This window comes from Plesiomonas sp., assembly GCF_051652165.1.
In the GTDB taxonomy this organism is placed as follows: Bacteria; Pseudomonadota; Gammaproteobacteria; order Enterobacterales; family CAMTGL01; genus Plesiomonas.
On record NZ_JBOFTR010000015.1, the window covers coordinates 228,755 to 242,627 of the forward strand.

The 13,873-nt window shown below is 46.6% G+C and carries 15 protein-coding genes; 8 read left to right on the top strand and 7 right to left on the bottom strand.

What is annotated here, in order from left to right; translation table 11 throughout:
- Positions 1 to 274 precede the first annotated feature (274 nt).
- A complete protein-coding gene (gene epmA, locus ACRC53_RS09480) occupies positions 275 to 1,249 on the bottom strand; it encodes an elongation factor P--(R)-beta-lysine ligase (protein ID WP_438643191.1) in 975 nt (324 codons plus the stop codon).
- Positions 1,250 to 1,636: 387 nt separating this feature from the next.
- Here epmA and frdA point away from each other — a divergent pair, with 387 nt between their 5' ends.
- The 5 genes from frdA to ACRC53_RS09505 all read left to right on the top strand — a co-directional run bounded on the left by frdA (position 1,637) and on the right by ACRC53_RS09505 (position 5,675).
- A complete protein-coding gene (gene frdA, locus ACRC53_RS09485; protein ID WP_438622166.1) occupies positions 1,637 to 3,430 on the top strand; it encodes a fumarate reductase (quinol) flavoprotein subunit in 1,794 nt (597 codons plus the stop codon).
- Positions 3,430 to 4,164 carry a succinate dehydrogenase/fumarate reductase iron-sulfur subunit gene (locus ACRC53_RS09490; RefSeq protein WP_438622167.1) on the top strand — a complete coding sequence of 245 codons (735 nt, stop codon included), beginning with the start codon at positions 3,430 to 3,432 and terminating at the stop codon, positions 4,162 to 4,164. The genes frdA and ACRC53_RS09490 overlap by 1 nt, the downstream gene beginning before the upstream one ends.
- Positions 4,165 to 4,172: 8 nt before the next feature.
- Positions 4,173 to 4,571 carry a fumarate reductase subunit FrdC gene (gene frdC / locus ACRC53_RS09495; RefSeq protein WP_438622168.1) on the top strand — a complete coding sequence of 133 codons (399 nt, stop codon included), beginning with the start codon at positions 4,173 to 4,175 and terminating at the stop codon, positions 4,569 to 4,571.
- 12 nt (positions 4,572 to 4,583) lie between these two features.
- Positions 4,584 to 4,943: a fumarate reductase subunit FrdD gene (gene frdD, locus ACRC53_RS09500; protein ID WP_438622169.1), complete on the top strand. Its 360-nt coding sequence runs from the start codon at positions 4,584 to 4,586 to the stop codon at positions 4,941 to 4,943.
- 183 nt (positions 4,944 to 5,126) lie between these two features.
- Positions 5,127 to 5,675 (top strand): lipocalin family protein, encoded by a 549-nt coding sequence (locus ACRC53_RS09505; RefSeq protein WP_438643192.1) that lies wholly within the window; start codon positions 5,127 to 5,129, stop codon positions 5,673 to 5,675.
- A gap of 100 nt (positions 5,676 to 5,775) precedes the next feature.
- Here ACRC53_RS09505 and sugE read toward each other — a convergent pair whose 3' ends face one another.
- Positions 5,776 to 6,090, bottom strand: coding sequence for a quaternary ammonium compound efflux SMR transporter SugE (gene sugE, locus ACRC53_RS09510; protein ID WP_438643234.1), 315 nt, complete (start codon positions 6,088 to 6,090; stop codon positions 5,776 to 5,778).
- Positions 6,091 to 6,307: 217 nt separating this feature from the next.
- Between sugE and ACRC53_RS09515 the strand changes: the two genes are divergently transcribed.
- Positions 6,308 to 7,351, top strand: coding sequence for a hypothetical protein (locus ACRC53_RS09515; RefSeq protein WP_438643193.1), 1,044 nt, complete (start codon positions 6,308 to 6,310; stop codon positions 7,349 to 7,351).
- Positions 7,352 to 7,566: 215 nt separating this feature from the next.
- Here the strand turns inward: ACRC53_RS09515 and ACRC53_RS09520 are convergent, their stop codons facing one another.
- Positions 7,567 to 7,848, bottom strand: a complete 282-nt coding sequence (locus tag ACRC53_RS09520) for a pyrimidine/purine nucleoside phosphorylase (protein ID WP_438643194.1) — start codon at positions 7,846 to 7,848, stop codon at positions 7,567 to 7,569.
- 163 nt (positions 7,849 to 8,011) lie between these two features.
- Entirely contained in the window at positions 8,012 to 8,143 is a 132-nt protein-coding gene (locus ACRC53_RS09525; RefSeq protein WP_438643195.1) for an entericidin A/B family lipoprotein, read from the bottom strand.
- A gap of 430 nt (positions 8,144 to 8,573) precedes the next feature.
- Between ACRC53_RS09525 and ACRC53_RS09530 the strand changes: the two genes are divergently transcribed.
- Positions 8,574 to 8,951, top strand: coding sequence for a hypothetical protein (locus ACRC53_RS09530; protein WP_438643196.1), 378 nt, complete (start codon positions 8,574 to 8,576; stop codon positions 8,949 to 8,951).
- A 230-nt stretch (positions 8,952 to 9,181) separates the two neighbouring features.
- Here the strand turns inward: ACRC53_RS09530 and groL are convergent, their stop codons facing one another.
- From groL to ACRC53_RS09545, 3 genes are all read right to left on the bottom strand, one after another.
- Positions 9,182 to 10,831, bottom strand: a complete 1,650-nt coding sequence (gene groL / locus ACRC53_RS09535) for a chaperonin GroEL (protein ID WP_438643197.1) — start codon at positions 10,829 to 10,831, stop codon at positions 9,182 to 9,184.
- A 63-nt stretch (positions 10,832 to 10,894) separates the two neighbouring features.
- Entirely contained in the window at positions 10,895 to 11,188 is a 294-nt protein-coding gene (locus ACRC53_RS09540) for a co-chaperone GroES (protein ID WP_438622178.1), read from the bottom strand.
- Between the two features lie 318 nt (positions 11,189 to 11,506).
- The gene (locus tag ACRC53_RS09545; RefSeq protein WP_438643198.1) at positions 11,507 to 12,145 is read right to left on the bottom strand and encodes an FxsA family protein; all 639 of its coding nucleotides are present in this window, start codon (positions 12,143 to 12,145) and stop codon (positions 11,507 to 11,509) included.
- A gap of 289 nt (positions 12,146 to 12,434) precedes the next feature.
- Here ACRC53_RS09545 and aspA point away from each other — a divergent pair, with 289 nt between their 5' ends.
- Positions 12,435 to 13,868, top strand: coding sequence for an aspartate ammonia-lyase (gene aspA, locus ACRC53_RS09550; protein ID WP_438643199.1), 1,434 nt, complete (start codon positions 12,435 to 12,437; stop codon positions 13,866 to 13,868).
- Positions 13,869 to 13,873 lie beyond the last annotated feature (5 nt).

The following is a 13,873-nucleotide window of genomic DNA, read 5'->3' on the forward strand; positions in this document are numbered from 1 at the left end:
GTAGATAAAAAAGAGTCTGTGTAAAGCAGTCAGCATTATTTCCAAACCGGTTTCAGCAAAACGGCCTCCTGTGTAGGTGGCCGTTATCGGTAAAGTTATCAATACGACCACTCTACATACCTATAATACATCTAAGTCGATGATTTTATAGATATTGCTTCGCACATCACCTCATCGCACAAACAGTAGCGATTAGGTGTATATATTGTATATGTCATGCACAACACACTATTTTGTACAGAGAATTACGCAAATTAAACGGATAAGACCGTATTTAAGCAACATCAATTGGAAATGCAATCACTTCACTAATATGCTCTGCATCTACTGCAATCATTAATAATCGCTCAACACCTAACGCAACCCCTGAGCAATCAGGGATCCCGGCGGCTACTGCTGCCATAAAACGCTCATCAATTGGATAAGTTGCCAACCCACGTGCTGCTCGCTTAAGATTTTCTTGCTCTAAACGCTTACGTAGCTCATCAAGATCAGTCAGTTCATGAAAACCATCTGCCAGCTCTAATCCCTTAAAATAGAGCTGAAAACGCTCTGCCACTCGGTGATCTTCAGAGCTGATTTGTGCTAACTCTGCCTGATTTGCGGGAAAGTGATACACAAATGCAGGTTTCTCTGCACCTAAATGGGGCACTACAGCGTGTTGAAACAGCACATGCAATAGACAATCACGATCTTCACAATCAATCTCCTCCGCAAGCCCCTGCTGTTGCAACAAATCTAACAGCGTTGCTTTATCGGCTGAGAGTGGGTCAATATTTAAGTGGCGTAGAAAAGCCTGCTGATAAGTCAAACTCTCTGCTGCTTCACAATCTAGCACCTGCTGCACCAGATCATCCACTTCATTGATCAAACGATACATGTCAAAACAGGGGCGATACCACTCTAAAATCGTAAATTCAGGATTATGCTGATGATCAGCATCTTTGTTGCGGAAAGATTTGGCTAACTGAAAGATCGGCCCACTGCCGGCCGCTAGCAAGCGTTTCATATGATATTCAGGGTTGGTAGTCAGATAGAGTTTCTGACTCTCACAGGTATCACAACCCTGATAATCCAGTTGAAAGGGGAATTGATAGACATCCGCCAGCGTGGTTTGGCTCATCGAGGGGGTTTCAACTTCCAACACACCACGATCAGCAAAAAAACGACGAACATCTGCCAGCATCGCCGCGCGTTTGAGCAAGTTACTCATTGGTGCGGTGGGTTGCCAGCTTACCGATTCACTCATGATTTCCTCTGATTTACCAATTCAATTGTGCCGCAGTCTACGCGTGCTTGCTCTAACACACAAATCTGACACTTTATCCCTTTTTTAACCCTGATCTGAAAATGTAAAAAGAAGATAAAAACAACACCGTTACGTTAATTTATCGAAGAAAAGTGTAAATCAAGTGATGTTATTCCTAATTTTGTGACTTTGTGAGATTTTTTGCGCTTGATCACGAATTTAGATCTTACTACCTCTTAACGGTGAGGAAACTCTCAAAAGAGATGACTACATCAAGTTTTGTTGCAAAGCGCAGTTCTACAATAGCGTTGCTGAAACCAAAGATTTTCTCTTGAGTTCTTTTTATTAATCCCGATGACTATTTTGTCAACATTTCGGAGGAATGCTGTGCAGACCTTTACCGCAGACATCGCCATCATTGGTGCAGGTGGCGCGGGCTTGCGTGCCGCTATTGCCGCAGCTGAAGCGAACCCTAACCTGAAGATAGCGTTAGTATCCAAGGTATACCCTATGCGCAGTCACACTGTTGCGGCCGAAGGTGGCTCTGCAGCAGTAGCACTGGATCATGATAGCTACGATAACCACTTCAACGATACTGTATCGGGAGGAGATTGGTTATGTGAGCAAGACGTAGTTGAATACTTCGTTAAGAACTCCCCAAATGAGATGACCCAACTCGAACAGTGGGGTTGTCCGTGGAGCCGTCGTCCGGACGGTTCAGTCAACGTGCGCCGTTTTGGTGGCATGAAGATCGAGCGTACTTGGTTTGCCGCGGATAAATCCGGCTTCCACATGCTGCATACGCTGTTCCAAACCTCAATCAAATATCCGCAAATCCAGCGTTTTGACGAGCACTTCGTTCTCGACCTGCTGGTCGACAACGGCGAAGCCCGTGGTCTGGTTGCCATGAATATGATGGAAGGCACACTGGTTCAGATCCGCGCCAACAGCGTGATCCTCGCTACCGGTGGTGCTGGCCGTGTTTACCGTTACAACACCAATGGTGGCATCGTGACCGGTGATGGTATGGCAATGGCCTACCGTCATGGCGTACCACTGCGTGACATGGAGTTCGTCCAGTATCACCCAACAGGTCTGCCTGGCTCAGGTATCCTGATGACCGAAGGCTGCCGTGGTGAAGGCGGTATTCTGGTGAACAAAGATGGCTACCGCTATCTGCAAGACTACGGTATGGGCCCAGAAACACCGGTTGGCCAGCCGAAGAACAAATACATGGAGCTGGGCCCGCGTGACAAGGTTTCACAGGCATTCTGGCACGAGTGGCGCGCAGGCCGCACTATCTCTACCCCACTGGGCGATGCAGTACATCTTGACCTGCGTCATCTGGGCGAGAAGTACCTGAACGAGCGTCTGCCGTTTATCTGTGAGCTGTCCAAGGCTTACGTGGGTGTTGACCCAGTGAAAGAGCCGATTCCGGTTCGTCCAGCAGTGCACTACACCATGGGTGGTATTGAAACCGACAACCAGTGTGAAACCCGTATCAAGGGTCTGTTCGCAGTGGGTGAGTGTTCATCTGTGGGTCTGCACGGTGCGAACCGTCTGGGTTCTAACTCACTGGCTGAAATCGTGGTATTTGGCCGTTTGGCCGGTGAAAACGCCGTTGCGCGTGCCGCCGAAATGGGCGAAGCCAACGATGCAGCACTGAATGCACAAGTGAAAGACATTGAAAACCGTCTGCACACTGTTCTGAACCAAGAAGGCAATGAGTCTTGGTCGAAGATCCGTGACGAGATGGGTCAATCAATGGAAGAAGGCTGCGGTATTTACCGTACCGAAGATCTGATGCAAGCCACCGTTGATAAGCTGGCCGAACTCAAAGAGCGTATTAAGAAAGTCTCCATCAAAGACCGTTCAAGCGTGTTTAACACCGATCTGCTGTACGCGATTGAAGTGGGTTACAGCCTTGAAGTGGCCGATGCCATGGCAAACTCTGCGCTGGCGCGTAAAGAGTCTCGTGGTGCACACCAGCGTCTGGATGAAGGCTACACCGAGCGTGATGATGTGAACTTCTTGAAGCACACATTGGCATTCCGCAGTGAAGATGGCGGCGCGCCACGCTTGGAATACAGCGATGTCTGCATCACAACCTCTCAGCCTGCCAAACGTGTATATGGCGCTGAAGCTGAAGACCAAGAAAAGCTGAAGAAGGAGCAGGCATAATGGCAAGCCGTACGCTAAAGATGGATGTAATGCGCTACAATCCTGAGCAGGATAACGAGCCATACTTCCAGACTTTTGATGTGCCTTACGACAACGCCACCTCGTTGCTTGATGCGTTAGGCTACATCAAAGACAACTTAGACAGCGACCTGTCTTACCGCTGGTCTTGCCGAATGGCGATTTGCGGCTCATGCGGCATGATGGTTAACAATGTGCCAAAGCTGGCCTGTAAGACCTTCTTGCGTGACTACACCGAAGAGGGCATGCGTATTGAAGCGCTGGCCAACTTCCCAGTAGAGCGTGATTTAGTGGTCGATATGACTCACTTTATCGAAAGCCTTGAGTCTATCAAACCGTATGTGATCGGTAACGATCGCAAGGTTTCAGAAGGCCCGAACATCCAGACTCCGGCACAAATGGAGAAATACAGTCAATTCTCTATGTGCATCAACTGTGGCCTGTGCTACGCAGCCTGCCCGCAGTTTGGTCTAAACCCTGAGTTTGTAGGTCCAGGCGTACTGGCACTGGCACAGCGTTACAACACCGATAGCCGTGACCACGGTCAGGCCGAGCGTATGCCGGTACTGAACGGTAAAAACGGCGTGTGGAGCTGTACGTTTGTTGGATACTGTTCTGAAGTCTGTCCGAAGCACGTTGATCCTGCCGCTGCTATCCAGCAGGGCAAGGTAGAAAGTGCGAAAGACTTCATGATCGCCATGCTGAAGCCACAGTGAGGAATAAAATGAGCACTATGTCGAAGCGTAAACCTTATGTTCGTGGGATGAAAGCGAACTGGTGGCAGAAACTGGGCTTTTACAAGTTCTACATGATCCGTGAAGGCAGCGCTATCCCTACCGTCTGGTTTGGTCTGGTACTGTTATACGGCATGTTCGCCCTGCGTAGCGGTGCAGAAAGCTGGGGAACGTTTGTTGGTTTCCTACAAAACCCTATCGTACTGTTGCTGAACTTGATTGCTCTGGCCATGACCTTGCTGCACACCGCAACGTGGTTCAATCTGGCACCAAAAGCACAGATAATCATCATTAACGGTGAAAAGCTGGCCGAGTCAAAGATTGTTAAAGCACTGTGGGCAGTGATGGTAGCATTCACTGTATTTGCCTTAGCTATCGTACTGATTTAAGGAAGGAATACGATGAAATCATCCATCCCTCAGCGTTCTGACGAACCGATCTTCTGGGGTCTGTTTGGTGCAGGCGGTATGTGGAGTGCTATTGTTTCTCCGGTCATTATTCTGCTGGTTGGCGTTCTGCTGCCACTGGGTATTTTACCGGCAGATGCCATGAGCTATGAGCGCGTACTGAGCTTTGCACAAAGCATCATTGGTCGCCTGTTCATGCTAGGTATGCTGATCCTGCCTATCTGGTGTGGCATGCACCGTATTCACCACGCGATGCACGATCTGAAAGTGCATGTGCCTGCTGGAAAGCTGGTGTTCTACGGCCTGTCTGCAATCTTCAGCCTGTTGGCACTGATTGTAGTTTTCACGCTGTAATCCAGTATACCGCTCACTTAAGTGAGCCACTCTTTTGAGTGATATGAAGCCCTGAGAACCCCTCAGGGCTTTTTTTATCCCTTAAAAATCAGCCCTATTCATAAAATATAATGCCGCAGTCGGCAGAAATAGACGTAGACTTACCGTTATCTGTCATATTTTAAGCATTACAAGGATGATCTCATGCGAATGACACTGTTACTGGCGGCATTCACCACGCTGCTGCTCGGCGGCTGCACGCAAGCGCCCAAGGGCGTCACACCGATAACCGATTTCCAAACCCAACAATATCTTGGCACTTGGTATGAAATAGCACGGCTAGACCACAGTTTTGAGCGCGGCTTAAGCCACGTAACCGCCAACTATTCACCGCGGGATGACGGGGGAATCAAGGTGATTAACCGCGGCTATGATGCGCAAAAACAGCGCTGGAAAGAGGCTGAAGGCAAGGCATATTTGCTGGATAAAGCCAATGTTGGCTCGTTGAAAGTCTCTTTTTTTGGCCCATTTTATGGCGGATACCATATCATGGCGCTGGATAAAGATTACCAATATGCGCTGATCAGTGGCCCAAATTTCGACTATTTGTGGATCTTATCCCGCACCCCCACATTAAGCCAACCCACGCTCAATATGCTGATTAAAACCGCGCAGCAAGCCGGATTTAATACGCAAAAGCTGATCTTCCCTCTTCAGCAAAATCGCCCGCAAGAAACACGCCACACGCAATAACATGATGGTGTGCGTATGCCATGTTTTCTTGCTCAAGACAGGGCAGTCAATACTGCCCTATGAATTGACTTACAACGCTGCAATAGATTATATACGCGGGTTAACTTGAGAGTTTTAGCCCCAAAATACCAAGCACAATTAGCACTAAACTCACTATCCGCAACACAGATGCTGACTCCCCTAGCAGCACGATACCAACAATGGCTGTGCCCACTGCGCCAATACCTGTCCAAATAGCATAAGCACTGCCAACCGGCAGATGCCGCATTGCCAAAGCCAGTAACGCCATACTACCAAGAATAGTAATCGCAAAAATAACTGTTGGTAATGGTTTAGAAAAACCGACACTGGCTTTTAATGCTAATGCCCAACACACTTCTAATAACCCTGCAATCGTAAGGTATACCCACGCCATACCCATAACCTCAATGGCTAATGGGGTCGTCCCCACAAATAAGATGCATTAATCAGGTCGTCCTGATTATGTGAGGTGGTATTTATCCTAACTCACGCGATATCATTTAATATCAGCTGATTGTATCTCTTCTTTTAGATGCTTGCACCGTTGAGCTGAACAGTATGCTAACGTGATACTTTATTTATCATCAAAACCATTGTGATAGGGTATCTCTATGGCAAGCTCACACGACCACGAAGAGCTGATTGTCACGCCTTCGCTATTACAACAAGCTGTCACTGAGGGTTTGCTCACTGATCCTCAACGCACGGCACTATGGCACTACTTAGGCCAACATGCTGCATCTACTAGCCGATTTACCTTTTCACAGGTGCTATATGTGCTAGGTGGGTTGCTGGCTATTGGCGCGATGACTCTTTTTATGCGCCTGAGCTGGAGTTACTATGGCCCGCTGACATTTAGCAGTTTATCTGCCCTTTATGTTGTGATTGCAGCCTTGCTGACAGAACATTTACATCGCCGTTGCATTACCATTCCTGCAGCACTCTGTGCAATATTGGTTATCGTGACTGTGCCTATTGTGCTATACGGTGTTCAAGTTCATTTCGGCTGGTGGCATCAACGCACTGCGTTGCCTTTTTTGATGATAGGCCGTATTGATCAACGCTGGCTCAGTCTAGAGTTGAGCATGGTGTTCACGAGTGCACTGTTGTTGTGGCGCTATCGATATCCGGTATTAATGTTGCCATTGAGTCTTGCTATTGGAGGTCTGCTGCTCGATAGTGCACTTCATCTGCTTGATGGCTGGCAAACTTACCTCCCTCGTCAATACACGGTGTCACTTATTATTGGGCTAGGTATGTTACTCGTGGCATTTTGGCTCGATTTTCGTTACCGCCGTACTCCTGATTATGCTGAATGGTGGTATATCACAGGTACAACCATAAGCTGGATTAGCCTAACTTTACTTGATAACAACAATGAACTAGGCCGTTTTCTTTATTTTCTTATCAATGTAACCATTATGTTCACCGGTTCATGGTTAAACCGTCGTGTTTTTACACTGTTTGGTATGTTGGGTGTGACCATTTATATCGGTTATCTGGCTTGGTCGTTATTTGCAGGTAGCATGGCATTCCCTTTTATTTTATGTGGAATAGGTCTGCTGGTCATTATGCTTGGGGTAAAATGGCAACGCCATGAAGCAAGGATTGCTGACTGGCTACAACAACATTTACCCGCACACTGGCGGCCATAAGCACTGTAGTGAGACTTACATCTCTTTGTCATAACAATGCTAACGTTACTTGCAGTACTGGCGAAAAGCGTCATACGCATGAGTAAATGATACGGTATGACGCCCCATTATAGGGCCTCATACTGTCTACACTAAGATGGGAACATATTTATCGGTATCACCGAGATTGCCAGAGAAGCTGCCGATCTCGGTACAAAAAGGGCGCAATATCAATATCAACCAAATAAACACAAATAAGCAGAGTCTTGCTCAACAAGCAGATCAAATGCGCTGTTTCCTGCAACAGCAAATTGCTCACCTGCAGTAAAAGTCGTCCACTGAGTTTCACCGTCTACACGCACGGTCAATGCTCCGCGCACAACCTGCATAATCTCAGGCGTACCTGTTGTAAAACGGTACTCGCCGGGGCGCATTACTCCTACTGTTGCAGTTGATTCTCCATCAGCAAAACCAATTGATTTTACATTGCCGGAAAAATACTCATTAACCTTTAGCATTAACACTCTCCTTGTGCTGATTTCCTTTATCGTTACTTCACGTATTAGCCGCAGTAATACATCTGCTGCACAACAATATTATGCCAATATGTTTTCTGCATATTAGATTAAATGAGCATACCATGTGTCATAATTGTGTGGCCAGAATGAAACCACTTTATGGTTAATCAACTGCACGCTGAATAGAGCCACCGAGTTTTTGTACATCACGGCCAAAACCTTTGGTTGTTTCACAACCACTGGTTAACAGTATGGCTAACACGGGCAACAATACCCATAATCCACGTAACTTCATCGACTTTCCTCTTCTTACTGCTGGGCGATACATCACTTTTTATTATCGTACAGTAGCCTTTTTTTTGCTGTTATCTGTCTAAAAACAACAGCCAATCTCATCGGTAGTGCACTCTGTTGCCGCAATTTATCCACTAAAGCCAATCAGTATCAAGTGGTTTGCGTATGACACATTGTGAACGATGTAACACTCATACTGATTTTCAATACTGCACATTTGCAATCAATTTACGGTTATGACACCTTATATCAATCTCTAAAATTACTGGATATATATCGCAAAAAATAACTACCAATATGCTATTTGTGCACTACGCTAAAACAGGTGCTTACGCACTTGATGGCGTATTACTATCATGTGTTGACTGACACATAGCAAGCCATACTCGTATGTTCACGATGAACAACAGCGAAAGACAAGGATGCTTTATATGCTCGATAACCCCGATATGATCCTGCAACAAATCCAACATCATCTTTGGCAAACGCTCAATCAGGCCACTACGGTTGATGATTTTACACTGCGAAAGCCACGCCATCAGCGCGAAAAACTGCGCCCACGCTTTAGCCTGCCGCAAGGGTTTAACAGCCGCAGCCAGCATTTTCGCCCGTATGTTGAAGAGCTATTGTACGAAGTTGACTCTCTGCACATGCAGTCAGACAGCCCGCTGATTGATGTCAAAATCTCAGCGTTAGCGCATAAAGTTGAGCTCATTCGAAAAGAGATTCGCAGCCAGTTGCGTGCAGTAATGGCCGCAACTACGCCAGCTACCGAGATTAGCCATTCATCCTCTGCCACCTCACCATAATTACGACAACGTATACCGTGCGTGATAGCTCTCTAATATTCCCATTTTTGCCGATTTTTTTGCAAGAAATAGACAATAAAAAAACCCCGCATTGCGGGGTTTTCACTCTTTTGGTGTTCTCTATTTTTGTATTACCGGTTAGGTATTACTCAGAGACAGAACGATAACGTAACTTGTCACAGCACTGCTGTATGGCTGAAAAGCCCCAGTTCAGTGCAGTAAACAAAGAATTACATCATACCGCCCATTCCACCCATACCGCCCATGCCACCCATACCGGCACCCATGTCAGCTTTGTCATCTTTTGCCAGATCAGTCACCATGCACTCGGTAGTGATCATCAGACCTGCCACAGAGGCAGCGTACTGCAGCGCAGAACGGGTTACTTTAGTTGGGTCAAGGATACCCATCTCCAGCATATCGCCATACTCTTCAGTAGAGGCGTTATAACCGTAGTTACCTTCGCCGTTCTTCACGTTGTTCGCAATAACAGAACCTTCTTCACCGGCGTTAATCACGATCTGGCGCAAAGGCGCTTCCATCGCACGCAGAGCAACGCGGATACCCACGTTCTGGTCTTCGTTCTGGCCACGCAATGCGGTAATTTTGCTGGCAACACGTACCAGAGCAACACCACCACCGGCAACAACGCCCTCTTCAACTGCAGCGCGCGTTGCATGCAGAGCATCTTCAACACGGGCTTTCTTCTCTTTCATTTCAACTTCAGTTGCTGCGCCAACTTTAATCACAGCAACACCGCCAGCGAGTTTTGCTACGCGCTCTTGCAGTTTTTCACGATCATAGTCAGAGGTAGCATCTTCAATTTGCTGACGAATTTGTGCAACACGACCCTGAATAGCAGCTTCATCACCCACACCATCAATAATGGTAGTGTTGTCTTTGGTGATAACAACACGCTTAGCTTGGCCTAAGTCTTCAAGTGTTGCTTTTTCCAGCTCCATGCCGATCTCTTCAGAGATTACAGTAGCGTGAGTCAGGGTTGCGATATCCTGCAGCATCGCTTTACGGCGATCACCAAAACCTGGTGCTTTGACTGCTGCAACTTTCACGATGCCACGCATGGTGTTAACCACCAGTGTTGCCAGTGCTTCGCCTTCAACATCTTCAGCAATGATCATCAGTGGCTTGCCAGATTTAGCAACCGCTTCCAACACTGGCAGCAGCTCACGGATGTTAGAGATTTTCTTATCAACCAACAAAATGAATGGGCTGTCTAGCTCAACTGAACCTGTTTCTGGCTTGTTGATGAAGTACGGAGACAGGTAGCCACGATCAAACTGCATACCTTCAACCACATCCAGCTCATCTTGCAGGCCAGTGCCGTCTTCTACTGTGATCACGCCCTCTTTACCTACGCGCTCCATCGCTTCTGCGATCAGCGTACCCACTGTTTCATCAGAGTTGGCAGAAATAGTACCAACCTGTGCAATAGCTTTGGTATCGGCGCAAGGTACAGACAGCTTTTTCAGCTCTTCTACCGCTGCAATCACAGCCTTATCAATACCGCGCTTCAGATCCATCGGATTCATGCCCGCAGCAACAGCTTTCAGGCCTTCGTTAACGATAGATTGTGCCAGTACGGTTGCGGTGGTTGTGCCGTCGCCTGCTGCGTCATTCGCTTTAGAGGCCACTTCTTTCACCATTTGCGCACCCATGTTCTCGAACTTGTCTTCCAGTTCGATTTCACGTGCCACAGAAACACCATCTTTAGTAATGGTCGGTGCGCCGAATGATTTATCCAGTACTACGTTACGGCCTTTTGGACCCAGTGTAACTTTTACTGCATCAGCCAGAACGTTAACACCGCGCAGCATTTTTACGCGCGCATCATTACCAAATTTAACTTCTTTTGCTGCCATGACTCATTATTCCTTTAGATTTTAAAAATAGGGTGAAATTCTACGCAGAGCCGTAAACGGCAATTACGCTTCAACAATCGCCAGAATGTCACTTTCGGACATGATCAGCACTTCTTCGCCGTCAATTTTCTCGCTCTTCACGCCGTAACCATCGTTGAAAATAACGATATCACCTACTTTTACATCCAGCGGCTTCACTTCGCCGTTCTCAAGGATCCGGCCATGACCTACGGCTAAAATTTCGCCGCGAGTCGATTTTCCTGCCGCAGATCCGGTCAATACGATGCCACCTGCAGACTTAGACTCAACTTCTTTACGTTTAATAATTACACGATCATGCAATGGACGAATTTTCATCGAGCGACTCTCCAAATAACAAGCTTACAGCAGGTATTCCATACCCACTCTAGGTTGGTCAATAGTAAAGGTGGTGACAGCTTAACGCTGTCACACTGTGTAATAAGAGATGGGGGTCAGTTAGTCAGCTTCAAGGGGAAAACTAAAATTTTTTTTATCGTACACACAGTGATGGCCAGAAAAATGATCGACATCACACATTTTAGGGTTATTACTGATAGCTACATTCATAATGAGCTGCTTATATACGATAGCCATGTTTAGCAAACTTCCCACTCACTCACTGCTCACTGACTGCTCATCATCCACGAATATGCCTTAGTGATTTTGTGGCCCTTTTGTATTGGTACTCTCACTATCAGGCGAGTCACTGTGTACATGACTCTGCGTATTTGCCTGATCTACCCTATTTTTTATCTCATCATCCTGAGGTAGCGTTTCAGAGGTTAGCACGCGGTGCTCAATTTCAATGGTTGCAGAAGCTGTTGTTTTTGCTGGCTTGTCTGCCGATTCAAACTCACCTTCAAAGGTGCGGTGATCGTTACTCTGTGTACCAAAACCAAACGGGTTAAAGCCTTGTGTACGGTTTGCCGCAGCAGAAAATACTTGTATACGGGATAATAGCAGTAAACCAATGCCCTTTTGTACCCAAGGTAAAAGTAAAATAAGTGCAACAAAATCAGTGAAAAACCCAGGAATAATTAACAAAATACCGGAAATCACTAACAAGCAACCTTGTAGCAGCTCTTGCGCGGGCATTTCACCTTGAGCAAGTTTACGTTGTACATGTTGTAAGGTTTGCACCCCTTTACTGCGGATCAGTGAAATACCTAATACAGAGGTCAATAGTGCTAACGCTAATGTTGCCCAACCGCCAATTTGATCAGCTACCTGTATAAACAGTGTGATCTCAATAAACGGTAAGAATAAAAATAAAAACAGAAAGAAAAGACGCACTATGGTGCTCCTTTTGGAATAAATATCATCAATAAAGATGGGGATGAGTGATGCTTATTTCAAGATAGAGGATTTTCACCCCCTATTACACGTGAGTCAGATCACATTTATTAACTCTAATTAGGTAACATGCAACAAATAGTGATCTAGGTAAATTTTTTCCCTGCGTATAACAATAAGATCGTCGGCACTTTCAGGAAAGAACAGTAATTTTCTCTGCCGTTTTAGATAAAAACGACATACTCTATTTTAACAATCTCATTACCCATACATTCAAGGCTTACCTATTATGGCTAACAACATTCGTATCGAAGAAGACCTGCTGGGTACCCGCGAAGTTTCTGCTGATGCTTACTATGGCATCCATACTCTGCGCGCTATCGAAAACTTCAACATCTCTAACACCACTATCTCTGATGTTCCAGAGTTTGTTCGCGGCATGGTGATGGTGAAAAAAGCAACTGCACTGGCAAACCAAGAGCTGGGCGCAATTCCTGCTGATGTCGGTGATATGATTGTTAAAGCGTGCGATCTGATCCTGACTACCGGTAAGTGCATGGATCAGTTCCCAACTGACGTGTACCAAGGCGGTGCAGGTACTTCTGTCAACATGAACACCAACGAAGTGGTTGCAAACGTTGCACTTGAGCTGATGGGTCTGGAAAAAGGCCGTTATGATGTGATCAACCCTTGTGATCATGTGAATGCCAGCCAGTCAACCAACGATGCCTACCCAACCGGTTTCCGTATTGCTGTCTACAACAGTGTTATGCAACTGATTGAAAAAATCGAGTACCTGAAGGCAGGTTTCGATAACAAAGCGACTGAATTTGCTAAAGTGCTGAAAATGGGCCGTACTCAGCTGCAAGATGCTGTGCCGATGACCCTTGGCCAAGAGTTCCGTGCATTCTCTGTGTTAATGCAAGAAGAAGTGCGCAACCTCAAGCGTACCGCTGAACTGCTGCTGGAAGTTAACCTAGGCGCTACCGCAATCGGTACAGGCGTAAATACGCCGGAAGGTTACTCTGCAAGCATCATTGGTCACCTAACTGCAGTAACCGGTTTACCATGCCTGATCTCTGAAGATCTGATTGAAGCCACTTCTGATTGTGGTGCTTACGTGATGATGCACGGTGCGCTCAAGCGTACTGCGGTGAAGATGTCTAAGATCTGTAATGACTTGCGTCTGCTCTCTTCTGGCCCACGTGCAGCAATTAAAGAGATCAATCTGCCAGAGCTACAAGCTGGCTCTTCTATCATGCCAGCAAAAGTAAACCCAGTAATCCCAGAAGTGGTAAACCAAGTTTGCTTTAAAGTGATTGGTAACGACACCACCGTCACTTTTGCCGCCGAAGCCGGTCAGCTACAGTTGAACGTGATGGAGCCGGTCATTGGCCAAGCGATGTTTGAGTCAATCTCTATTCTGGCAAACGCCTGTGTAAACCTGCGTGATTTCTGTGTAGATGGCATCACTGCCAACCCTGAGCAGTGTGCCGCTTACGTATTCAACTCTATCGGTATCGTCACGTATCTGAACCCGTTCATTGGCCACCACAACGGTGACATCGTCGGTAAGATCTGTGCTGAAACCGGTAAAGGTGTACGCGAAGTGGTTCTTGAGCGTGGTCTGCTGACTGAAGCTCAACTTGATGACATTTTGTCTGTCGAGAACTTGATGAACCCGCAATACAAAGCGAAACGCTTCACGGAAGAAAACGCGTAATCAAC

What these genes read in the sequence shown, in the direction of transcription:
- ACRC53_RS09515 (WP_438643193.1), top strand. Translation starts at nt 6,308, where the DNA reads ATGGCAAGCTCACACGACCACGAAGAGCTGATTGTCACGCCTTCGCTA.
- epmA (WP_438643191.1), bottom strand. Translation starts at nt 1,249, where the DNA reads ATGAGTGAATCGGTAAGCTGGCAACCCACCGCACCAATGAGTAACTTG.
- ACRC53_RS09520 (WP_438643194.1), bottom strand. Translation starts at nt 7,848, where the DNA reads ATGCTAAAGGTTAATGAGTATTTTTCCGGCAATGTAAAATCAATTGGT.
- groL (WP_438643197.1), bottom strand. Translation starts at nt 10,831, where the DNA reads ATGGCAGCAAAAGAAGTTAAATTTGGTAATGATGCGCGCGTAAAAATG.
- aspA (WP_438643199.1), top strand. Translation starts at nt 12,435, where the DNA reads ATGGCTAACAACATTCGTATCGAAGAAGACCTGCTGGGTACCCGCGAA.
- ACRC53_RS09530 (WP_438643196.1), top strand. Translation starts at nt 8,574, where the DNA reads ATGCTCGATAACCCCGATATGATCCTGCAACAAATCCAACATCATCTT.
- ACRC53_RS09490 (WP_438622167.1), top strand. Translation starts at nt 3,430, where the DNA reads ATGGCAAGCCGTACGCTAAAGATGGATGTAATGCGCTACAATCCTGAG.
- sugE (WP_438643234.1), bottom strand. Translation starts at nt 6,090, where the DNA reads ATGGCGTGGGTATACCTTACGATTGCAGGGTTATTAGAAGTGTGTTGG.
- ACRC53_RS09525 (WP_438643195.1), bottom strand. Translation starts at nt 8,143, where the DNA reads ATGAAGTTACGTGGATTATGGGTATTGTTGCCCGTGTTAGCCATACTG.
- ACRC53_RS09540 (WP_438622178.1), bottom strand. Translation starts at nt 11,188, where the DNA reads ATGAAAATTCGTCCATTGCATGATCGTGTAATTATTAAACGTAAAGAA.
- frdD (WP_438622169.1), top strand. Translation starts at nt 4,584, where the DNA reads ATGAAATCATCCATCCCTCAGCGTTCTGACGAACCGATCTTCTGGGGT.
- frdC (WP_438622168.1), top strand. Translation starts at nt 4,173, where the DNA reads ATGAGCACTATGTCGAAGCGTAAACCTTATGTTCGTGGGATGAAAGCG.
- ACRC53_RS09505 (WP_438643192.1), top strand. Translation starts at nt 5,127, where the DNA reads ATGCGAATGACACTGTTACTGGCGGCATTCACCACGCTGCTGCTCGGC.